General features: G+C 73.7%; 18 protein-coding genes and 1 tRNA gene. 7 read left to right on the top strand and 12 right to left on the bottom strand.

Features of this window, described 5'->3' with window-relative positions:
- Window positions 1-34: 34 nt before the first annotated feature.
- Entirely contained in the window at window positions 35-658 is a 624-nt protein-coding gene (gene coaE, locus CLV28_RS09035; protein WP_100422936.1) for a dephospho-CoA kinase, read from the bottom strand.
- A gap of 86 nt (window positions 659-744) precedes the next feature.
- Between coaE and CLV28_RS09040 the strand changes: the two genes are divergently transcribed.
- Complete coding sequence (locus CLV28_RS09040) at window positions 745-2,595, top strand: ABC transporter ATP-binding protein (protein WP_100422937.1); 1,851 nt, start codon at window positions 745-747, stop codon at window positions 2,593-2,595.
- A gap of 246 nt (window positions 2,596-2,841) precedes the next feature.
- Here the strand turns inward: CLV28_RS09040 and rpsA are convergent, their stop codons facing one another.
- Together rpsA and CLV28_RS09050 are read right to left on the bottom strand one after the other, a co-directional pair.
- Window positions 2,842-4,320, bottom strand: coding sequence for a 30S ribosomal protein S1 (gene rpsA, locus CLV28_RS09045; protein ID WP_100422938.1), 1,479 nt, complete (start codon window positions 4,318-4,320; stop codon window positions 2,842-2,844).
- A gap of 229 nt (window positions 4,321-4,549) precedes the next feature.
- Window positions 4,550-5,575, bottom strand: a complete 1,026-nt coding sequence (locus tag CLV28_RS09050; protein ID WP_100422939.1) for a 6-phosphofructokinase — start codon at window positions 5,573-5,575, stop codon at window positions 4,550-4,552.
- Between the two features lie 251 nt (window positions 5,576-5,826).
- On the opposite strand from CLV28_RS09050, the gene CLV28_RS09055 reads away from it, so the two are divergent.
- Entirely contained in the window at window positions 5,827-6,627 is an 801-nt protein-coding gene (locus CLV28_RS09055) for a class I SAM-dependent methyltransferase (protein WP_100422940.1), read from the top strand.
- Between the two features lie 18 nt (window positions 6,628-6,645).
- On the opposite strand, the gene polA is transcribed toward CLV28_RS09055, so the two are convergent.
- Entirely contained in the window at window positions 6,646-9,315 is a 2,670-nt protein-coding gene (polA, locus tag CLV28_RS09060; protein ID WP_275405096.1) for a DNA polymerase I, read from the bottom strand.
- 175 nt (window positions 9,316-9,490) lie between these two features.
- Here polA and CLV28_RS09065 point away from each other — a divergent pair, with 175 nt between their 5' ends.
- Window positions 9,491-9,847 (top strand): hotdog fold thioesterase, encoded by a 357-nt coding sequence (locus CLV28_RS09065; RefSeq protein ID WP_373314345.1) that lies wholly within the window; start codon window positions 9,491-9,493, stop codon window positions 9,845-9,847.
- 43 nt (window positions 9,848-9,890) lie between these two features.
- Here CLV28_RS09065 and CLV28_RS09070 read toward each other — a convergent pair whose 3' ends face one another.
- Together CLV28_RS09070 and CLV28_RS09075 are read right to left on the bottom strand one after the other, a co-directional pair.
- The gene (locus CLV28_RS09070) at window positions 9,891-10,646 is read right to left on the bottom strand and encodes a GNAT family N-acetyltransferase (protein WP_157802574.1); all 756 of its coding nucleotides are present in this window, start codon (window positions 10,644-10,646) and stop codon (window positions 9,891-9,893) included.
- Window positions 10,647-10,799: 153 nt separating this feature from the next.
- Window positions 10,800-11,474: an ANTAR domain-containing response regulator gene (locus CLV28_RS09075; protein ID WP_157802575.1), complete on the bottom strand. Its 675-nt coding sequence runs from the start codon at window positions 11,472-11,474 to the stop codon at window positions 10,800-10,802.
- A gap of 91 nt (window positions 11,475-11,565) precedes the next feature.
- Between CLV28_RS09075 and CLV28_RS09080 the strand changes: the two genes are divergently transcribed.
- Window positions 11,566-11,639: transfer RNA gene (locus CLV28_RS09080), tRNA-Leu, on the top strand.
- Window positions 11,640-11,716: 77 nt separating this feature from the next.
- Window positions 11,717-12,481, top strand: coding sequence for an SAM-dependent methyltransferase (locus CLV28_RS09085; RefSeq protein WP_100422943.1), 765 nt, complete (start codon window positions 11,717-11,719; stop codon window positions 12,479-12,481).
- 51 nt (window positions 12,482-12,532) lie between these two features.
- Here CLV28_RS09085 and CLV28_RS09090 read toward each other — a convergent pair whose 3' ends face one another.
- The 5 genes from CLV28_RS09090 to CLV28_RS09110 all read right to left on the bottom strand — a co-directional run bounded on the left by CLV28_RS09090 (window position 12,533) and on the right by CLV28_RS09110 (window position 18,595).
- Complete coding sequence (locus tag CLV28_RS09090) at window positions 12,533-12,922, bottom strand: hypothetical protein (protein ID WP_100422944.1); 390 nt, start codon at window positions 12,920-12,922, stop codon at window positions 12,533-12,535.
- A 58-nt stretch (window positions 12,923-12,980) separates the two neighbouring features.
- Complete coding sequence (locus tag CLV28_RS09095) at window positions 12,981-13,955, bottom strand: NAD-dependent epimerase/dehydratase family protein (protein ID WP_100422945.1); 975 nt, start codon at window positions 13,953-13,955, stop codon at window positions 12,981-12,983.
- Window positions 13,952-16,639: an alpha/beta fold hydrolase gene (locus CLV28_RS09100; protein ID WP_100422946.1), complete on the bottom strand. Its 2,688-nt coding sequence runs from the start codon at window positions 16,637-16,639 to the stop codon at window positions 13,952-13,954. Before CLV28_RS09100 ends, CLV28_RS09095 begins: the two co-directional genes overlap by 4 nt.
- Window positions 16,636-17,658, bottom strand: coding sequence for a 3-oxoacyl-ACP synthase III (locus tag CLV28_RS09105; RefSeq protein ID WP_239073369.1), 1,023 nt, complete (start codon window positions 17,656-17,658; stop codon window positions 16,636-16,638). The genes CLV28_RS09100 and CLV28_RS09105 overlap by 4 nt, the downstream gene beginning before the upstream one ends.
- 151 nt (window positions 17,659-17,809) lie before the next feature.
- A complete protein-coding gene (locus CLV28_RS09110; RefSeq protein ID WP_100422948.1) occupies window positions 17,810-18,595 on the bottom strand; it encodes a hypothetical protein in 786 nt (261 codons plus the stop codon).
- A gap of 100 nt (window positions 18,596-18,695) precedes the next feature.
- Here CLV28_RS09110 and CLV28_RS15670 point away from each other — a divergent pair, with 100 nt between their 5' ends.
- Window positions 18,696-18,854: a hypothetical protein gene (locus CLV28_RS15670; RefSeq protein WP_170062648.1), complete on the top strand. Its 159-nt coding sequence runs from the start codon at window positions 18,696-18,698 to the stop codon at window positions 18,852-18,854.
- A gap of 61 nt (window positions 18,855-18,915) precedes the next feature.
- Window positions 18,916-19,542 (top strand): pyroglutamyl-peptidase I, encoded by a 627-nt coding sequence (locus tag CLV28_RS09115; RefSeq protein WP_100422949.1) that lies wholly within the window; start codon window positions 18,916-18,918, stop codon window positions 19,540-19,542.
- A gap of 282 nt (window positions 19,543-19,824) precedes the next feature.
- Here CLV28_RS09115 and pyk read toward each other — a convergent pair whose 3' ends face one another.
- Entirely contained in the window at window positions 19,825-21,249 is a 1,425-nt protein-coding gene (gene pyk / locus CLV28_RS09120) for a pyruvate kinase (protein ID WP_100422950.1), read from the bottom strand.
- Window positions 21,250-21,298: the final 49 nt, after the last annotated feature.

Here is a 21,298-nt window from a genome sequence, read left to right on the forward strand (position 1 = left end):
AGCCCTTCGCTCGTCGCCCGCGCGGTGCGCGCCGCTAGTCGTCCGCGGACTCCTCCGCCGTCTCCCGCACCAGCCGCTCCCAGAGGGCGTCGACCTGCGCGACGAGCGCGTCCTCGGTCCCGCTGCCGTCGAGGACGACGTCCGCGAGCGCGCGTCGCGCGTCGTCGTCCGCCTGGGCCGCGATCCGCGACCTCGCCTCGCCCTCGCCCATCCCCCGCCCAGACACGAGCCGCTCGACGCGCAGCGCGAGAGGTGCGTCCACGACGACGACGAGGTGGAAGTCCGCGGTGCGACCCGTCTCGACGAGCAGCGGCACGTCGTGCACGACGACGGCGTCGGCGTCCGCGGCACCGGCCGCGGCCTCCCGCTCGGCCGCCAGACGCCGCACCTCGGGGTGCACGATCGCGTTGAGCCGCTCCCGTGCCCCGTCGTCGCCGAAGGCCACGGCCGCCAGCGCCGGGCGGTCGAGCGCGCCGTCCGCGGCCAGGACCCCCGGGCCGAACGCCTCGACGACCTCCTCCAGGCCGACCGAACCGGGGTGCACGGCCTCGCGAGCGAGCAGGTCGTAGTCGAGCACGACCGCCCCCCGCTCCCCCAGCCTGCGTGAGGCCACCGACTTGCCTGCCGCGATTCCGCCCGTGAGTCCGATACGTAGCATCACCCCATCCTGCCAGTGCCGGCGGACGTCGCGAGCGGGGTTAGCCTCGGACGGTGAGCGTCCCCCACTTCTCCCCGCGCGGCGGCATGTCCTCCTTCCGTCAGGACGCGGGCGTGCGCTCGCACCGGCTCGCACCCGGCACGCTGCGCCGGGTCGTCGCGTTCGCGCGGCCGTACCGGGGCGAGCTCGCGGTGTTCCTGGTGCTCATCGCGCTCGACGCGGCTGCGGGCGCCGCGACGCCGCTGCTGTTCCGCCGGCTCATCGACGACGGCATCGTCGCCGGGCGCACCGACGTCGTGATCGGCTCGTCGGCGGTCGTCGCAGGGCTCGCGCTCGTGACCGCCGCGCTCGGCGTGGTGACGCGGTGGATCTCCGCGCGCGTGGGCGAGGGCCTGATCCTCGACCTGCGCTCCGCCGTGTTCGACCACGTGCAGCGCATGCCGCTCGCGTTCTTCGCCCGTGCGCGCACCGGGGCCCTGGTGCAGCGGCTCAACGGCGACGTCCTCGGCGCGCAGCAGGCGTTCACCTCGACGCTGCAGAACGTCGTCAGCAACTCGCTCACGGTGGTGTTCGTGCTCGCCGCGATGCTGTCGATGTCGTGGCAGCTCACCCTCGTGTCCCTCGTGCTGCTCCCCGTCTTCGTGCTGCCGGCCCGGTGGTTCGGGCGCCGGATCGCGGCGATCACGCGCGAGAGCTACGACCTCAACGCCGAGGCCGCGCAGACCATGAACGAACGGTTCAACGTCGCGGGGGCTCACCTGGTCAAGATCTTCGGCGACCCCGGGCGCGAGTCCGCGGCGTACGCGGCGCAGGCACGACGCGTGCGCGACATCGGCGTGCGCCAGGCGCTGTACAGCACGTACTTCCGCGTCGGGCTGACGACGGTCGCGTCGATCGCGATCGCCGTGATCTACGGCCTCGGCGGGGTCCTCGCGATCCGGGGCGAGCTCACCGTCGGCGTCGTCGTCGCCCTCACCGCCTACCTGTCGCGCCTCTACGGGCCGCTCACCGCGATGTCGAACGTGCAGGTCGACGTCATGACGGCGCTCGTGAGCTTCGAACGGGTGCTCGAGGTGCTCGACCTCGAGCCGTCCGTCGCGGAGTCCCCCGCTCCCCAGGACCTGCGCGCCGCCGTGACCGTCCGTGGCGCCTCGGTCGAGCTCGACCAGGTGCGGTTCCGCTACCCCGGCGCGGCCGAGGTCTCGCTCGCCTCGCTCGAGGCGGTCGGTGCTCCCACCGGCGATCCCGTGGGTGACACGCTGCACGGCGTCACCTTCACGGTGCCCGCCGGAGCAATGGTCGCGCTCGTCGGGCCGTCCGGGGCGGGCAAGACGACCGTGACGCAGCTCGTGACCCGCATGTACGACCCGACCGGGGGCACCGTCAGGATCGGCGGCGTCGACCTGCGCGCGGCGTCGCACGCCTCGGTCCGCGCGACGCTCGGCGTGGTCTCGCAGGAGGCCCACATGTTCCACGACACCATCGCGGCGAACCTGCGGTACGCGCGCCCCGACGCCGACGACGCGGCCCTCGAGCGCGCGCTGCGCCAGGCGCACGTGTGGGACCTGGTCCGGTCCCTGCCCGACGGCCTCGACACCGTCGTCGGCGACCGCGGCTATCGCCTCTCGGGCGGCGAGCGGCAGCGGCTCGCGATCGCCCGCCTGCTGCTCAAGGCGCCCGACGTCGTGATCCTCGACGAGGCGACCGCCCACCTCGACTCCGAGTCCGAGGTCGCCGTCCAGGCCGCGCTCGCCGAGGCGCTGCGCGGGCGCACCTCGCTCGTGATCGCGCACCGGCTCTCGACCGTGCGCGACGCCGACGCGATCGTCGTGCTCGACGCCGGGCGCGTGGTCGAGCACGGCACGCACGCCGAGCTCCTCGCCGTGGGCGGGCTCTACGCCGAGCTCTACCGGACGCAGTTCGCACCCACCGCCTGAGCGTTCGCGCCAATCTCCCGAGCTCGTTGCGCTCGGCCGGGCCACGGTGCGCGTCCGGGACGGCCCGGCCACGCGTCGTCCGGCACCGTGCGCGAGGGGGCGCGCCACCGCCGGACGCGGGTCAGCGACACGGATCAGAGAAGCGGGTCGACGGCGAAGGCCTGGGACGACGACGGGCCCGCCACCCCGAAGGGTGACGGGCCCGTGTCAGGCGTCAGCGCTCGACGAGCGCCTCAGCGGTGGGACTCAGTTGCCCGTGAGCTTCTCGCGCAGAGCGGCGAGCGCCTCGTCGGACGCGAGCGTGCCGCCACCGACCTCCTGGGCCGGAGCCGAGGAGTAGGACGACGCGTTGCCGGCGGCCGGAGCAGCGGACTCCGAGGTCGTGGCCTCGGTGTCGGCCTTGAGCGCCTCGGCGACCTGCTTGCGGTGCGCCTCCCAGCGCTCGTGGGCCTTGGCGTACTCCGCCTCCCACGCCTCGCGCTGCGTCTCGAAGCCCTCGAGCCACTCGTTCGACTCGGGGTCGAAGCCCTCGGGGTACTTGTAGTTGCCCTGCTCGTCGTACTCGGCAGCCATGCCGTACAGCGCGGGGTCGAAGTCGTCCGACTCCGGGTCCACGCCCTCGTTGGCCTGCTTGAGCGACAGCGAGATGCGGCGACGCTCGAGGTCGATGTCGATGACCTTGACGAACACCTCCTCGCCGACCGTGACGACCTGCTCGGGCAGGTCCACGTGACGGACCGCGAGCTCCGAGATGTGCACGAGGCCCTCGATGCCGTCCTCGACGCGCACGAACGCACCGAACGGGACGAGCTTGGTGACCTTGCCCGGCACGACCTGACCGATCGCGTGCGTGCGGGCGAACGTCTGCCACGGGTCCTCCTGCGTCGCCTTCAGCGACAGGGAGACACGCTCGCGGTCGAAGTCCACGTCGAGCACCTCGACCGTGACCTCCTGGCCGACCTCGACGACCTCGGACGGGTGGTCGATGTGCTTCCAGGACAGCTCGGAGACGTGCACGAGGCCGTCGACGCCGCCGAGGTCCACGAACGCACCGAAGTTGACGATCGAGGAGACGACACCGGGGCGGACCTGGCCCTTCTGCAGGGTCTGCAGGAAGGTCGAGCGCACCTCGGACTGCGTCTGCTCGAGCCAGGCACGGCGCGAGAGGACGACGTTGTTGCGGTTCTTGTCGAGCTCGATGATCTTCGCCTCGATCTCCTTGCCGACGTACGGCTGGAGGTCGCGGACGCGACGCATCTCCACGAGGGAGGCGGGGAGGAAGCCACGCAGGCCGATGTCGAGGATGAGACCACCCTTGACGACCTCGATGACGGTGCCGGTGACGACGCCGTCCTCCTCCTTGATCTTCTCGATCGTGCCCCAGGCGCGCTCGTACTGCGCACGCTTCTTGGACAGGATCAGACGACCCTCCTTGTCCTCCTTCTGGAGGACCAGGGCCTCGACCGCGTCGCCGACCTGCACGACCTCGCCGGGGTCGACGTCGTGCTTGATGGACAGCTCGCGGGAGGGGATGACGCCCTCGGTCTTGTAACCGATGTCGAGGAGAACCTCGTCACGGTCGACCTTGACGATCGTGCCTTCGACGATGTCGCCATCGTTGAAGTACTTGATGGTCGCGTCGATGGCGGCAAGGAAGTCCTCTTCGGTGCCGATGTCGTTGATGGCAACCTGGGGTGCGGACTTCGCGGGGGTGGAGATGGTCATTGAGTTCGATGCTCCGATGCGGACAGGACGTAGTGGGGACAAGGATCGTTCCGGTGCGCCGCGTCGTCGTGGTGACGACGTCGGCTGCACACCTGCCCACGACCGACCTGGTCCGAGGACCGGGCCGACGACCCGACGATCGGCCTGCATTGCCGGCCGGTCTGTCGATCAGGGGGTAGGCGCACTGCACCGTTGAGCATCATATCGGCGCAGCATCACGAAATCAACGTCAGGCGAGCACCTGCGCGACCCGCAGCAGCTCGCTCGGCACGTGCTTGACCTTGCCGGCGATCTCGGCGAGCGGCACCATGACGACCGACTCGCCCCGCAGCGCGGTCATGACCTGCGACTCGCCGCGGCTCGCGGCGTCCACCGCGGCGACGCCGAACCGACTGCCCAGGATGCGGTCGGTCGGGGTCGGCTCCCCGCCGCGCTGCACGTGACCGAGCACCGTCAGGCGCGTGTCGAAGCCCGTGCGCTCGGCGATCTCGGCGGCGACGCGCTCGCCGATCGACCCCGCGACGATCTCGCCGAACCGGCCCAGGGCCTGCTCGTACTCCATCGCGCTGCCGGCCTTGGGCAGCGCACCCTCGGCCACCACGACGATCGAGAAGTTCGCGTGCGCACGGTGCCGGTGCCGCAGGTACTTGACCACGGCCTCGATGTCGAAGGGCTCCTCGGGGGCGAGCACGACCTCCGCACCGCCCGCGATGCCGGCGTTGACGGCGATCCACCCGGCGTGCCGACCCATGACCTCGACGACCATCACGCGGTTGTGGCTCTCCGCGGTCGTGTGCACCCGGTCGAGCGCCTCGGTCGCGATGTTCACCGCGGTGTGGAAGCCGATCGACAGGTCGGTCCCCTCGACGTCGTTGTCGATCGTCTTCGGGATCGCGACCACGTCGACCCCCGCCTGGGCGACCTGCTGCGCGGCGTGCAGGGTGCCGTCGCCGCCGATGCAGATGAGCGAGTCGATGCGCTCCGCCTCGAGCGTCGCCAGGACGCCGTCGAGCCCGCCGTCCTCGGCGTGCGGGTGGAACCGTGCCGTGCCGAGCAGGGTGCCGCCCACCGGCAGGACGTTGCGGATGTCGGGCCGACCCAGGGGGACGACGTCGCCGTCGACGACGCCGCGCCACCCGTTGCGGAACCCCGTCACGGTGTAGCCGTACTCGCCCGTCGCCTGCTTGACCACCGCCCGGATCGCCGCGTTGAGCCCGGGGCAGTCCCCGCCACCTGTGAGCAGTCCGATCCGCACGCTGTCTCCTCGTCCTGGGTCCGGGCGCGCCGCGGCGCGCCCCCCGACGGCTCCCCCGCCGGACGTCCCCAACCTATCGCGAAGGTCCACGCTCGCCCGCGACGTCCCGCAGGCCGGTCTGCCGGTGTCCGACGCTCGACCCTCCGCCCCGCGTCCGCGGCACGGCCCCGGCGCAGCGCGGTGACCCGTGGCGGTCGCGACGCCGCCCCGAGGGGCACGTGACGGACGATGCACGTGACGGACAATGAGGCATGACGAGCCTCGGATCCGCCGGCTACCGCGACGTCCCCGAGCACGCCGGGGGCAGCGCCGCCCGGTCCTGGTGGGACGACAACGCCGACGAGTACCTCACCGAGCACGGGGAGTTCCTCGGCCCCGACGGGTTCCGCTGGGGGCCGGAAGGGCTGCGGGAGGACGACGCCCGCCTGCTGGGCGACGTCGCCGGGCGCGACGTGCTCGAGGTCGGCGCAGGTGCCGCGCACTGCTCGCGGTGGCTCGCCCGGCGCGGCGCCCGCGTCGTGGCGACCGACGTCTCGGCGGGGATGCTGCGCGGCGCGCGCGAGCTCTCGACCCGCACCGGGGCCACCGTCCCCCTGGTCCAGGCGGACGCCCGCGCGCTGCCGTTCGCGGACGACGCGTTCGACCTCGCGTTCACCTCGTTCGGCGCCGTGCCGTTCGTCCCGGACGCCGCGCGCATCCACCGTGAGGTCGCACGGGTCCTGCGCCCCGGCGGGCGGTGGGTCTTCTCGACGACGCACCCGCTGCGCTGGGCGTTCCCCGACGACCCGAGCGAGCACGGGCTCACCGCGCAACGCTCGTACTTCGACCGCAGGCCCTACGTCGAGACCGACGCCGACGGTGCGGTCTCGTACGCGGAGTACCACCGCACGGTCGGCGACCACGTGCGGGACGTCGTCGCCGCCGGCCTCGACGTGGTCGACCTCGTCGAGCCCGAGTGGGACCCGGCGAACACCGAGGTCTGGGGCGGGTGGGGTCCCGTGCGCGGTCGGCTCCTGCCAGGCACGCTCGTGGTCGTCGCCACGGCGCACTGACGCCGAGCGCGCCGCGGGTCAGTGCCCGGCGTCGTGCCAGCTCGTGCCGACGCCGACCGACACCTCGAGCGGGACCGACAGGTCGGCCGCCGCGCCCATGCGCTCGCGCAGCACCGCCTCGACCGCGTCCCGCTCCCCCGCCGCGACCTCGACCACGAGCTCATCGTGGACCTGGAGCAGCAGGCGCGAGCGCAGGCCCCGCGCGGCGAGCTCGGCCTGGACCCCGAGCATCGCGACCTTGATGATGTCCGCCGCCGACCCCTGGATGGGGGCGTTGAGGGCCATGCGCTCAGCCATGTCGCGACGCTGCCGGTTGTCGCTCGTGAGGTCCGGAAGGTAGCGACGGCGCCCCATGATCGTGGCCGTGTAGCCCGTGGCGCGCGCCTCGTCGACGACGCCCGTGAGGTAGTCCCGCACCCCGCCGAACCGGGAGAAGTAGTCGTCCATGAGGGTCTGCGCCTCGCCGACCGAGATCCGGAGCTGGTTCGACAGGCCGAACGCCGAGAGCCCGTACGCGAGGCCGTACGACATCGCCTTGATCTTGGACCGCATCTCGGAGGTGACGTCCTGCGCGTCGACCTCGAAGACGCGCGAGCCGACGTAGCGGTGCAGGTCCTCGCCCGAGCGGAACGCCTCGATGAGACCTTCGTCGCCCGACAGGTGCGCCATGATCCGCATCTCGATCTGGCTGTAGTCGGCGGTCAGCAGCGTCTCGTACCCGTCGCCGACGACGAACGCGCGACGGATCCGGCGCCCGGCCTCGGTCCGGATCGGGATGTTCTGCAGGTTCGGCTCGGTCGAGCTCAGGCGTCCGGTGGCCGCGATCGTCTGCTGGAAGGTGGTGTGGATGCGGCCGTCGTCCGCGACGGACTTGAGCAGGCCCTCGACGGTCTGCCGCAGGCGCGTCGCGTCACGGTGCGCGAGCAGGTGCTCGAGGAACGGGTGCCCGGTCTTGACGAAGAGGTCCGCGAGCGCCGCGGCGTCGGTCGTGTACCCGGTCTTGATCTTCTTCGTCTTGGGCATGTCGAGCTGGTCGAACAGGACTTCCTGGAGCTGCTTGGGCGAGCCGAGGTTGACCTCGCGGTCGATGACCTCGTAGGCGGCGGCCGCGGCGCCGGCGACGAGCTCGGCGAAGTGGCGCTCGAGCTCGCGCAGGTAGTCCACGTCGACGGCGATGCCGGTGCGCTCGACCTGCTCGAGCACGCGCGCGAGGGGCATCTCGAGCTCGGTCAGCAGCGCTGCCGCGCCACGGTCGGCGACCTCGTCGCCCAGGACGTCCGCGAGGTCGCGGATCGCGGTCGCGCGGGCCGCGCCCGCGGTGCGCGCGCCGAGGCCGTCGTCGAGGTCGAGCGCGCCCTGCGCGGCGGCGTCCTCGACGCGCAGCTCGCGCCGCAGGTGCCGCACGGCGAGGTCGCCGAGGTCGTAGCCGCGCTGGTCGGGGTGGCACAGGTAGGCGGCGAGCTCGGTGTCGAACACGACGCCGTCGAGCGCGAGGCCGCGCGCGTGCAGCGCGTGGGCGGCGGCCTTCGCCCCGTGCAGCACCTTGGGGGCGTCGGGGTCGGCGAGCCAGCGCTCGAGGGCCGTCTCGTCGTCGCCCGCGACGTCGGCGAGGTCGAGCGCGACGGCGTGCCTGACGTCCGCGATCGACACCGCCCACGCGTCCCCGCCCACGGGGGAGGTCTTGCCCTGCACGTCGACGCCGAGGCGGCTGCCGCGGCGCTCGGCGAGCCATGCACCGAGCTCTCCGGGGGCGAGCGTGTCGAGCGTGACCTCGAGGCCGGCCTCGGGGGTTTCGTCGGCGTCGGGGGCGAGGGCGAACAGCCGCTCGCGGAGCGTGGCGAACTCGAGCGCGTCGAACACGCCGTGCACGGCCTCGCGGTCCCACGGGCGGGTCAGGAGTTCGTCGGGGCCGACGGGGAGCTCCATGTCGCGCAGGAGCGCGTTGAGGCGTCGGTTGGTGCGGACCTGGTCGAGGTGCGCGCGCAGGCTCTCGCCGGCCTTGCCCTTGATGGCCTCCGCGTTGTCGAGCACGCCCTCGAGGCCGCCGTACTGGGTGATCCACTTCGCGGCGGTCTTGGGCCCGACGCCGGGAACGCCCGGCAGGTTGTCGGCGGTCTCCCCGACGAGCGCCGCGAGGTCGGGGTACTGCTCCGGGGGCACGCCGTACTTCTCGGCGACGGCGTCGGGCGTCATGCGCGCGAGCTCGGAGACGCCACGCTTCGGGTAGAGCACCGTGACGTCGTCGGTCACGAGCTGGAACGCGTCCCGGTCGCCCGAGCAGACGAGCACCTCCATGCCCGCGGCCGCACCCTGCGTCGCGAACGTCGCGAAGATGTCGTCGGCCTCGAAGTTGGGCTTCTCGAACACGGGCACACGGAGGGCCTCGAGGACCTCCTTGATGAGCGGCACCTGCCCCTTGAACGGCTCGGGGGTGGCCGACCGGCCCGCCTTGTACGTGGGGAGCTGCTCGGTGCGGAACGTCGAGCTCCCGGCGTCGAACGCGACCGCGAGGTGCGTCGGCTTCTCGTCGCGCATCAGGTTGATGAGCATCGAGGTGAAGCCGAAGACCGCGTTCGTGGACTGGCCCGTCGAGGTCGAGAAGTTCTCGACCGGCAGGGCGAAGTACGCCCGGTAGGCCATCGAGTGGCCGTCGATGAGCAGGAGCCGAGGTCGCGCTGAGGTCGTCACAGGTGCCAACCTATCCGCTATGACCGACACCCCGGCACCCGCAGCGCACCCGCCCGTCGACCCCGCCGTCGCCACCGCCCCCAGGGCAGGCGGCCCCGCCACCACCGCTCCCCCTACGGACAGGCCGCTCGACCCGACCGAGCTCGCGGCGCTCGTCGCCAGCACGCGCGGGACGCTGATCGAGCGCACGGGGACGCAGATCCTCGAGGCGTCGGCCGCCCGGGTGGTCGCCACGATGCCCGTCGAGGGGAACACGCAGCCCGCCGGGCTGCTGCACGGTGGCGCGTCGGCGGCGCTCGCCGAGACGGTCGGGTCGATCGCCGCGCAGATCCACGCCGGCCCGGGCAGGGCCTCGGTCGGCACGGAGCTCAACGCGACGCATCACCGGGGCGTGCGGACGGGAACCGTCACCGCGGTCGCGACCGCGCTGCACCGGGGCCGCACGACCGCGAGCTACGAGATCGTGGTGTCGGACGACGCGGGTCGCCGGGTGTGCACGGCGCGGCTGTCGTGCCTCGTGCTGGACGCCTGAGCCGTCGCGCGTCCTGCGGATCGTTCAGGGGGCCGCTGGTCGTTCAGCGGGCCACGCGCTCCGGGCCGCGGCCGTCGACGGTCCGTGCCCGCACGGACCGTGGGTCGACGTCCGCCCGGTCGAAGTGCTCGTCGTCGGCCGAGCGGCGCACCGGCGTCGGTTCGAGGGCGTCCCGCTCCATGCCCTCCTGGTAGGACCGCTGGAACGCCCGCAAGTCGACGGGGCCGCTGAGCCCCTCGGTGCGGGCGCGGCGTCGGCGGGCGATGAGGTCCTCGAGGCTGCGCGTGCTGCGGCGGCTCGGGGCCGCGTCGGTCGCCAGGCGGCGCTGCAGCACGGGCGTCGCGACGACGCGGTGGCCGCCCGCGGGCGCGAAGCCGAGGCGGGCGAGGAAGCGCTGGACACCGCGCGCGCCGGGCAGCGGCACCGCGTAGACGTCGGCCGCGCCCTCGTGGTCGGCGATCTCCGCGACCGCGGCGAGCAGCGCGTGCCCGACGCCCCGCCGGCGTGCGTCGGACTGGACGTACACGGCCTCGACGTAGACCGTCGGCGCGTCGACGAGGATCGCGGACGTGACGGTCCGCAGCAGCAGGAAGCCCACGACCGCGCCGTCGTCGTAGGCGACGAGCACCTCGCCGCCGGGCAGCGAGACGAGCAGCTGGAGGTGGCGCAGGACCCCGCGCTCCTCCGCGGTGCTGAGCTGGATCCCCGCACCGGACTCGGCGCGCGCCTCGAGGCAGATCGGGATCAGCGCGGAGAGGTCGTCGACCTCGGCGCGCCGCACCTGAGCACCTGTTCGCACGGAGTACCTCCTCGGGCTCGTCGACACGGGTCGTGCCGTCGCCCTGCTCGACATGGACGACCGACCAGAACCATAGTCCTGTCGGGGTGTCCCGCACCAGGGAGCGTCGTCACCCGGTGGACGACGACGCGACCGGCATCGGCCGGCCTGGGATCAGGCCGCGCCGCCGACCTGGTCGATCACGGCGTCCGCGACCTCGCGCATCGTCAGGCGACGGTCCATCGAGGTCTTCTGGATCCAGCGGAACGACTCGGGCTCCGTCAGGCCCATCTTCGTCATGAGCAGACCCTTGGCCCGGTCGACGCGCTTGCGCGTCTCGAACCGCTCGGCAAGGTCGGCGACCTCGGACTCGAGCGCCGCGATCTGCGAGTAGCGCGAGATCGCGATCTCGACCGCGGGCAGCAGGTCGGCGGGAGTGAACGGCTTGACGACGTACGCCATGGCGCCCGCGTCACGCGCACGCTCGACGAGCTCGGTCTGCGAGAACGCGGTGAGCAGGACGACGGGCGCGACGTGCGCCTTGCCGATGCGCTCCGCGGCGGAGATCCCGTCGAGCTCGGGCATCTTGACGTCCATGACGACGACGTCGGGCTTGAGCTCGGTCGCCAGGCGCACCGCGGTCTCGCCGTCGCCCGCCTCGCCGACCACGTCGAAGCCCGCGTCACGGAGCGTCTCGACGACGTCCATCCGGATCAGGGCCTCGTCCTCGGCGACCACGGCGGTCCGCACGGGACGGGCCGGGGCCGCGGGTGCGGCGTCCTGCGACTCGACCAGCGGCGGAAGGTCCAGGGGCTCGGGCGTCTGTGCACTCGCGTTGTCGTCACTCACGCCCACATCGTAAGCGGACAGGCTGAGAATCTCCTGCACGGAGCCGGTGTGATGCTGGCTTCACCCGGCGGTTGTGGTTCGATAGGCCCGCGCCCCGATAGCCCAACCGGCAGAGGCAATCGGCTCAAACCCGATCCAGTGTGGGTTCGAATCCCACTCGGGGCACCTCAGCAGGTCGTGGCCGACGCGGGCTGGTCCGGCCGCGCATGCGTTCTCGACGCTGGCGACGGGAGGTCCTGACGATGGGACGACGCACGCTCGTGCGCCTCGCACACTCCGAGCACCCGATCGCGGCACCGTTGAGCGACGCACGCGTCGACGACATGCTGACCCGGACGACACGCGGCCGGCGACGTGTCCTCGACCTCGGGTGCGGCGACGGCACCTGGCTGTTGCGAGCGTTGCGCCACGACCCGGGTCTCACCGCCGTCGGGGTGGACACGTCCGACGTCGGGTTCGAGAAGACCATGCGCGAGGCTGCCCTCGTCGGCCTGGCGGACCGCCTGACGCTGGTGCAGGGCGACGTCCGCCGGTTCATGGCCGACGCGCCGTTCGACGCGGTGCTCAGCGTGGGCGCCGCGTACGCCTACGGGGGCCTCGAGCCCACGCTCGAGGCCGCGCGTGGGCACCTCGCCGCCGACGGGCTCCTCCTGCTCGGCGACTGCTTCTGGCCCGTTCCCCCGACGGCAGCGGTCCTCGAGGGTCTCGGCGGGGCCTCGCCGGACGAGTACCTCACCCTGCCCGACACCGTCGACCTCGTCACGCGGCACGGGTGGGTGACCGTGTACGGGCACGTCAGCACCCAGGAGGAGTGGGACGACTACGAGTGGTCGTGGACCGGGGCGCCCGCGCGGTGGGCGGTCGAGAACCCCGACCACCCGGAGGCCGGTGAGGTGCTTGCCGCCGTCGAGGCGCACCGCGACGGATGGCTCCGCGGGTACCGCGGCGGACTCGGGTTCGTCACTCTGGTCCTGCACCCCGGCCGGGCGGCCGTCGCGGCACGGTGAACGCCTCGCCAGCTCGACCGTGAGACGCCGGAGCGTCCGACAGCGGTGTCGTCAGGCGAGCTCGGGCGCCCCGACCGCGAGGTCGAACGCGTCGTCGAACTCCGCCTCGAACTCCTCGACCGAGCCGTCGACCGTGTGCACCGCGACGGGGATCAGCGTGGGCATGTGCTCGCGCAGGATCTCGATGACCACGGCGACGGTCTCGTCGAGGTCAGCGGGGATCACGCCGGTGACGACCTGCGTCCAGTCGCCCGCGTTGAGAGTCGCGCCTCGCGACCGCACGACGTCGCGCAGCCGGACGGTGAACTCCCAGCCGGGCTCGTCGGGCTCGTCGCTGCGCACCTCCCCGGGCTCGAGGAGCGCCGTCTCGGCGTCCTCGACGTAGCGGTAGTCGACGACGAGCTCGGTCGCCTCCTCGAAGGTGGCGTCGTCCTGGGGCATCTGGTTCTCCTGAGGGTGGCAGTCGGTCGCAGGCGGGTGGTCGCAGGCAGGGGCACGGTCAGGCGCGTGGCGGCGCCAGCCGCGCGAGGCCCTCGTCGATCGTGACGGCGGGTTCCCAGCGCAGGTCGGCGCGCGTGCGGCGCTGGTCGAACCAGTGCGCTGTCGAGAGCTGCTCGGCGAGGAACCGGGTCATGGGGGGCTCGTCCGCTCCGGGCCGCACGCGCCACACGGCCTCGACGACCCCGCCGGCCGCGCGGGCGAGGCCCGCGGGCACGCTCCACGCGGGGGGCCGGACGCCGGAGGCCCGGCAGATCCCGGCGATGAGCTCCCCGACGGGGCGGGGTTCGCCGTTGGTCACCACGTAGGCGTTGCCGTGCACACGGTCGACCGCGGCGAGCGCCGCGACGATCGCGGACGCCGCGTTGTCGACGTACGTCGAGTCGACGAGCGCCGCCCCGTGCCCGAGCACGGGCAGCCGTCCGGCCCGCGCACGCTCGACCACGCGCTCGACGAGCTGGGTGTCCCCCGGCCCCCACACGAGGTGCGGACGCACGGCGACGACCCGCATCCGGTCCGAGTCGGCACGCAGCGCGAGCAGCTCGGCGGCGGCCTTGGTGCGGGCGTAGTCGCCGCGCGCGTGGACGGGGTCGGCGGGGTCGGCGTCGGCGCCCACGATCGCGGTGCCCAGGTGGGCGACCGACGGCGAGGAGACCTGCACGAACCGTTCGACGCCCGCGGCGCGCGCGGCGTCGAGCAGGGTCGCGGTGCCGCCCACGTTGACGCGTTCGAAGTCGGCCGGGTCGCCCGCGAGGCTGACCTTCGCGGCGAGGTGCACGACGGCGTCACGGCCGTCCAGCGCGGAGGCGACCGTCGCGGGGTCGGTGACCGTGCCGAGCACGTCCTGCACGCCCTCGACGCCCGAGGGGCGCCGCTGGAGCGTGCGCACGTCGTGCCCGGCCGCGACCAGGGCGGTAGCGACGGCCCGGCCGAGGAACCCGCTCGCGCCCGTGACGAGCACCCGGTGCGCGCTCACGGTGCGACCATCCGCCCACCGGCCAGGACGGCGTCCGCCCAGGTGGCCAGGCGTGCGCGGTCGACCTTCGAGTTGTGCCGGACGTCGGTCGGGAGGTCGGGCACCACGAGCACGGCCGCGAGCGGGACGGGGGTGCGTGAGCGGGCGTCGGTCGCCAGGACGTCGTCCGCGAGCGCCGGGCGACGGGGCGGGTCGACGGGCTCGAGCACCGCGACGAGCTGCTGCGCCCCGCGCGGGCCGACGCCGACGACGGCGGCCCGGGCCACGGCGTCCGAGGCCTCGAGGGCCTGCTCGGGGCCGACCGGGGTCACGACCCCGGTCGCGGTGACCACGACGTGCGCGAGGCGTCCCTCGATCCACAGGTGTCCCTGCGCGTCGAGGTGGCCGACGTCGCCCGTGCGGTGCCAGCGCGGGCTCGTGGGCGTGCGTCCGCGGCGGCTCGCGTGCTCGGTGAGCCACAGGCGGTCGTAGTGGTCCTTGACGTGCGGCGCGGCGACGAGCACCTCGCCGGTCGTGCCGGGGGCGTCGCTCGGCTCGCCGACGGCCGCGCCGGTCGCGTCGAGCGCGCTGATCCGTACGAGCGCGGAGCGCACGGGGCGGCCCACGCACACGCCGGGACCGCGGGCGGGGTCGGCCGCTGCCGCGCGGATCTCGGGCCCGGTCACGTCGGTGACCAGGAGCGACTCGGTCATGCCGTACGGGGTGTGCGCGAGCGCACCGGGCATGAGCGACTCGACGCGCGCGAGCAGCGCGGGCGAGACCGGCGCGCCGGCCGACAGGAACGTCTCGACGCCGGCGAGAGCCCGGTGGTCGGCGGGGTCGAGCGCGTCGGACGTCGCGACGACGTTCGCGATCGCGGCGGGCGAGAGGAACACGACGGTCGCGTCGGCCGCACCGACCGCGGCCGCGAGCGCGCGGGCGGTCAGCGTGCGCGGGGCCGTGACGTCCATGTCCGGGGTGACCGACCGCGTGCCGAGCGCGGGGCCGAGCAGCGCGAAGGGCGCGAAGCCCGCGACGAGCGACGCGCCGGGGCCGACGCCGTACTGCGCGGCCAGGGCGTCACGGACCGCGGCGATCTGGCGGTGCGTGTAGACCACGCCCTTGGCGGGGCCGGTCGAGCCCGACGTGAACAGCACCGCGGCGACGTCGTCGGCGGCCGGGACGTGCGCGAGGGCGTCGGCGCGGTCGGCGAGCAGCGCGCCGCGCTCGGCGAGGTCCGCGAGCGAGGCCCGCACCCCGAGCGTGCGTGCGAGCGGTCCGGGCAGGTCGGTCGTCGACACGCGCACCCCGGGCCAGCCGAGCGCGCGCGCCGCGGCGAGGCCGGGCCGCGCGCCGATCACGAAGGCCGGCCGAGCCCCGCGCACGGCCCGCGTGAGGCCGCGCAGACCGAGCCCGGCGTCCGCGACGACGACGACCGCGCCGACGCGCAGGCACGCGTACAGGACGGCGGTCAGGTCGGCCCCGGGGGGAACGAGCAGCGAGACACGGTCGCCCGGGCGCACGCCGAGGTCGACGAGGCCGCGCGCGATCTCGTCGACCCGACGCGTGAGCAGGCGCCAGCTCACCGAGCGGGGGCCGGCGCCGCCGGGGGGCGCCATCTCGACGAGCGCGACGTCCGCGTCGTCGCGGCGGGCGTCGAGGTGGTGCCACAGGGGCTGGACGGCGTCCGCGTCGCCGGCCTCAGGGGCTGCGTCGGCCGCCGGCTCGAGGACCACCTCGAGCCAGTCGAGCACCGCGGACGCGTAGTCGACGTCCTCGGCCACCAGGTGCCCGGCGCCCTCGAAGCGGTGCACGTCGAGGTGCGGCAGTCGCTCGCCGAGGTCGTCGAGGTAGCGGTCCGAGAACACGGGGTCGCGCGGCCCCCACAGCGCGAGCGCGGGCACCTCGAGCGCGCGGAGCCCGTCGGCGACGCGCTCGAGCACGTCACGGCTCTGGTGGGTCGCGGGCACGGGGATGTCGGCGACGAACGCCCCGATCCCGCCGCGCTCCGTGGCGGTGCGGTAGGGCGCACGGAACGCGTCCTTGACCTCGGGCGCGAGCGGCGGGTGCGCGAGCGCGAGCGTGGTCTCGAGGAACGCGCCGGTCGTGACCGTGCCCGCACCGAGCACGCCCGGCGCGAGCGCGAGCCGCAGCGGCGCGGGCACGTGGTCGCGGCCCTCACTCGGGCCGGGGTGCACGGCCGTGTTGAGCGTCGCGACGGCCGCGAGCCGGTCGGCGTGCTCGACGGCCCACCCGAGCGAGACGACGCCACCCCAGTCGTGGCCGAGCGTCACGGCGGGCCCGTCGAGCGCGAGCGCGCCCAGCACGGCGTCGAGGTCGCTGATGCGCTCGGCGAGCCCGCGCGGGGCGCCCGTACGGTCGGAGAAGCCCATGTCGAGCTGGTCGACCGCGACCACGCGCCAGGCCGGGCCGCCCGCGAGCGCCCGGTCGGTCGCGGCGTCGAGCAGGCGGCGCCACAGGTACGACCAGGTGGGGTTGCCGTGCACGCAGACCACGGTCCCCCGCGGCGCGACGCCGGCCGCGGCGAGCGCGGGCCCGGTGTCCAGGACGTGCCACGTGCGGGTGACGCCGGCTGCGTCGTCCGCCTCCACGAGCCGGGACCAGGCCGGGTCGAGACCGGGCAGGGCAGGCGGGAGGTAGGCCGCCGCGACGTGCCGCGCGGCGCCCGGGAGGGCGCGGTTCACCAGGCGATCTCCATCATCGACGTGTTGAGGCCGGAGCCGACGCCCATGAGCAGCACCCGGTCGCCCGGCGCGAGCGACGGCGCCTGCTCGGCGAGCGTGATCGGGATCGAGGCGGGGCCGACGTTGCCGTGGCGCGGGTACGTGAGCGGCACCTTGGAGCGGTCGAGGCGCGCGGCCTTGACGATCGCGTCGGTGTGCACGTCCGAGACCTGGTGCAGGATGTACCGGTCCATGGAGCTCCAGCTGAAGTGCTCGCGCGCGTCCTTCCAGGCGGCGACGACGAGCTCCATGCCGCCCTTGAGCAGCGCCTTGGTGTCGGTGATCATGCCGTCGACCGAGCCGACGCAGACCTCGTGGAACTGGGTCGCGGCGCGCGTGACCCCGCCCAGGATCCGGTGCCCCACGGGGTGCGCGTCCGCCGGGCCGAGCACGACCGCGGCGGCGCCCGAGCCGAGCGTGAGGCTCGCGAACTCGTTCATGAAGTCCTCGCGCGTGGTCGTGGGGCGCGAGAGCCGCTCGATCGTGCGGTCCTGCATCTCGTCGGCGTCCTCGCCGTCGATCACGATCGCGTAGCGGATCTGCCCGGCGTCGATCATGCTCGCCGCGACCGTCATGCCGTTGACGAAGCCCAGGCACGCGTTCGCGATGTCGAAGTTCATGGCCGACGACGGCAGGCCCAGCCCGTCGTGCATGCGGACCGCCACCGAGGGCTCGAGGTGCGGCCGGGTGACCGAGGTGTTGATGATCAGCCCGACCTCGGACGGCGCGACGCCGGCCTCGGCGAGCGCCTTCTCCCCCGCCGCGACGGCGGCCGAGACGAACGACTGGTCCTTCGCCCAGCGGCGGCGCTCGTGCACCCCTGCGACCCGCTGCAGCATGCGGCGCGGGACGCGCAGCCGCCGGAGCGTCTCGCCGAGACGCTCGTCGATCTCGTCCGACGTCGTGACGTCGTCCGGGAGCGTCGTCGCGAGCGCCAGCAGGGCGACGTTCTGGTGCACCATCGTTGCGTTGCCGTTCAAGTCCTGGACCCATCGTCTCGTCGTTCGCTGCGCAGGCCCACGGACCCAGCGTCCATCTTCCGCCTTCCGCGGGTCCGTCGCGAACCTGAGGCCTGTGTTCCGCACCACCCCGCGGTTCTCACGCCGTTCGCATCCCGTGCTCACGCTGTGTTCACGCCGTACGACGACGCAGGAGCCGGTCCGAGTCCCACCCCTTGGCGAGCCACGACACGGAGAACGCCCACACGGCCGCCCACTCGGCGACCAGCAGCACGCGGTCGCGCTCGAACGCACCGAGCACCCCCGTGGCCTGGAGCAGCCGCACGACCGCGACCCCGAGCACCGCGGCCGCGATGACCCCGGCGGCCGACCAGTGCAGGGCTCGCCAGAACGCGGGGCTGCGGCCGGGGACGGTCGCCGGGCGGCGTCCGGCACGCCAGCCGTAGAGCGCGCTGAGCACGCCCAGCAGCACGATGAACACCGCCGCCGCGACGATGTGCACGCGTGCGAGCGCCTGCTCGCCCAGCGCCTGCTGCACGGGCGTGAGCGGGCCGCCGCTCGTGGGGCAGAACGCGACGATGACCGCCAGGATCCCGGCGGCCGTGCTGATCCGGCTGTCCCAGTCGCGGAAGCTCCACAGGTACGCGACGAGGAATGCCGCGACGACCAGGAGCGACCCCACGAACCAGTCGCGCATGCCCGAGTGGTAGTACGCGCTGAGCGAGCCGCGCACGAGGGGGTCGCCGGGCTCGCGCCACAGCAGCTCGCCCAGGACGAGCACCACGGGCAGCAGCAGACCGACGACGCCGATCGTCAGACGCAGGTACAGGTAGGTGCGCAGGTACACGCGCCCCTCGACAGACGCGGCGAGCCAGTCGTCGTGCGGGTGCCGCTGGGCCATCGCCCGCACGGCGACCCCCGTGCGTGCCCGCAGCCCGCGGCGCTCGGTCGTGATCACCGTCGCACGCTAGCGCCGCCGCGCGGACGTGCGGGGAACCGCCACGCTGGTAGCGTGACGGCGCGCCGCATCCGGCGCTCGCCCCGACGGAAGGAACACCATGGCCCTCTGGCTCGTCCTGCTCATCGCTGGTGTCGTGCTCGTGATCCTGGGTTCTGCAGCGGGCGCCGGAATCCTGACCACGCTCGGCATCGTCGCCCTCGTCGTCGGGATCACGCTCGTGCTCGTCGGGCGCGGCAACCGCAAGGTCGGGCGCTGAACGCCGCGACCGTCTTCGGTAGCAGCGCGACCGTGCGCCCGAACATGACAACGAGCGCGCCGTGACGATCCTGGTCAGCGGCTTCGAGCCGTTCGACGACGCCGCGACCAACCCGTCCTGGGACGCCGCCCGCGCGCTGGCCGCGTCCTGGCCCGCGCTGGGTCACGCCGAGGAGCTGCACGCGGTGCGCCTGCCGGTGACCTTCGACGGTGCGTGGCCTGCGCTGCGCGCCGCGATCGAGGAGCACTCCCCGCGCGTCGTCGTCGCCGCCGGGCTCGCCGGCGGGACGCAGCACCTGCGCGTCGAGCGCGTCGCGATCAACCTCGCCGACGCGCGCATCCCCGACAACGCGGGTGCGTCGCCGCGCGAGGAGCCCGTGGTCGACGGCGGCCCCGTGGGCCTGTGGACCGACCTGCCGGTGCGCGGCACGCTCGCGCTGCTGCGCGAACGTGGCGTGCCCGCGCGCGCGTCGACCACGGCCGGCACGTACGTGTGCAACGCGCTGTTCTACGCGCTCCAGCACGCGACGCCCTCGACCGTACGCTCGGGGTTCGTGCACGTCCCCGCGGACGACGCGGGCGGCCTCCCCCTCGAGGTGACCGTCGCGGGCCTGCGGGCCGTGGTCGAGGCCGCCGCCGGGCTCGTCGCGCTGCCCGCCGACGACGTCACGAGCGGCACCGAGAGCTGAACCGCGCGGGCTGATCCGGGCGGGCTGATTCGGGCGGGCTGAGCCGTACGGACCGGCCCGCCCGCCGGCGTCCGCCACGACGCACGCCCTCCCGGCACCACCCGGAAGCCCGGCAGCGCGACCCACGCGCTCAGCACGACGCACGCGGTTCGCACGACGCAGCGGTCCCGGCAGGACGGTCCCAGCACGACCCGGCGGTCCCAGCACGACGTCCCTGCACGACGCGAGCCCCCGGACCACAGGTCCGGGGGCTCGCGTCGTCGTCGGGGAAGACCCCGGGGGTCAGACGGTCGCGCTCGTGCCGATCTTGTGCACGAGGATCGAGTTCGTCGTGCCCGAGACGCCGACCGGGGCGCCCGAGACGACGACCACGAGGTCGCCGACCTCGGCGAGGCCGTTCGCCTGCAGCATCGTGTCGACCTGGCTCACCATCGCGTCCGTGCTGTCGACCTCGGGCACCTCGTAGGCGTCCGTGCCCCACGTCAGCGCGAGCGTGTTGCGCACCGACTCGTTCGGGGTGAAGGCCAGCAGCGGCAGCGACGAGCGCAGACGCGACATGCGACGGGCCGAGTCGCCCGACTGCGTGAACGTCACGAGGTACTTGACGCCCAGGATCTCGCCGACCTCGGCCGCGGCGCGCGTGATCGCGCCACCGCGCGTGTGCGGGGTCGAGCCGAGCGGCGCGATGCGCTCGCGCCCGTGCTGCTCGGTGCTCTCGATGATGCGCGCCATGGTCTCGACGGTCTCGATCGGGAAGTCACCGACCGAGGTCTCGCCCGAGAGCATGACGGCGTCCGCGCCGTCGAGGATCGCGTTGGCGCAGTCCGAGGCCTCGGCGCGCGTCGGGCGCGGCGACGTGGTCATCGACTCGAGCACCTGCGTCGCCACGATCACGGGCTTGGCGGCACGACGAGCGAGCTCGATCGCGCGCTTCTGCACGAGCGGGACCTGCTCGAGCGGGAGCTCGACGCCCAGGTCGCCACGGGCGACCATGATGCCGTCGAACGCCTCGACGATCTCGGCGAGGTTGTCGACCGCCTGCGGCTTCTCGACCTTGGCGATGACGGGGACGACGCGCCCCTCCTCCTCCATGATGCGGCGCACGTCGTCGTAGTCGGCCGCGTCGCGGACGAACGACAGCGCGATGAAGTCGGCGCCGATCTTGAGGCCCCAGCGCAGGTCCTCCTGGTCCTTGTCCGAGAGCGCGGGCACGGAGACCGCGACGCCCGGGAGGTTCAGACCCTTGTTGTTCGACACCGGACCGGGGACCTCGACGACCGTCGTGACGTCGTTGCCCTCGACCGCGGTCACGCGGACCGTGACCTTGCCGTCGTCGATCAGGATCGGGTCGCCGACGCGCGCGTCGCCCGGCAGGCCCTTGTGCGTCGTCGAGACGCGCTCCTTGGTGCCCACGACGTCGTCGGTCGTGATGGTGAACACGTCACCGACCGCGAGGTGGTGCTTCTGGTCGCCGTCGAACCGGCCGAGCCGGATCTTCGGGCCCTGCAGGTCCACGAGGACGGCGACGTTGCGCCCCGCCTGCTCCGCCGCGGCGCGCACGTTGCGGTAGACCGCCTCGTGCTCGGCGACGTCGCCGTGGCTCCGGTTGATCCGGGCGACGTCCATCCCGGCGTCCACCAGGCGCTGCATCTGCTCGCGCGATGCGGTCGCGGGTCCGATGGTGCAAACGATGTTAGCTCTGCGCATGTCTCCAGCCTCGTCACTTCTCTCAGGCCCGGCACGCGGGCCGCGCACG

The organism is Sediminihabitans luteus, from assembly GCF_002797595.1.
Classification (GTDB): Bacteria; Actinomycetota; Actinomycetes; order Actinomycetales; family Cellulomonadaceae; genus Paraoerskovia; species Paraoerskovia lutea.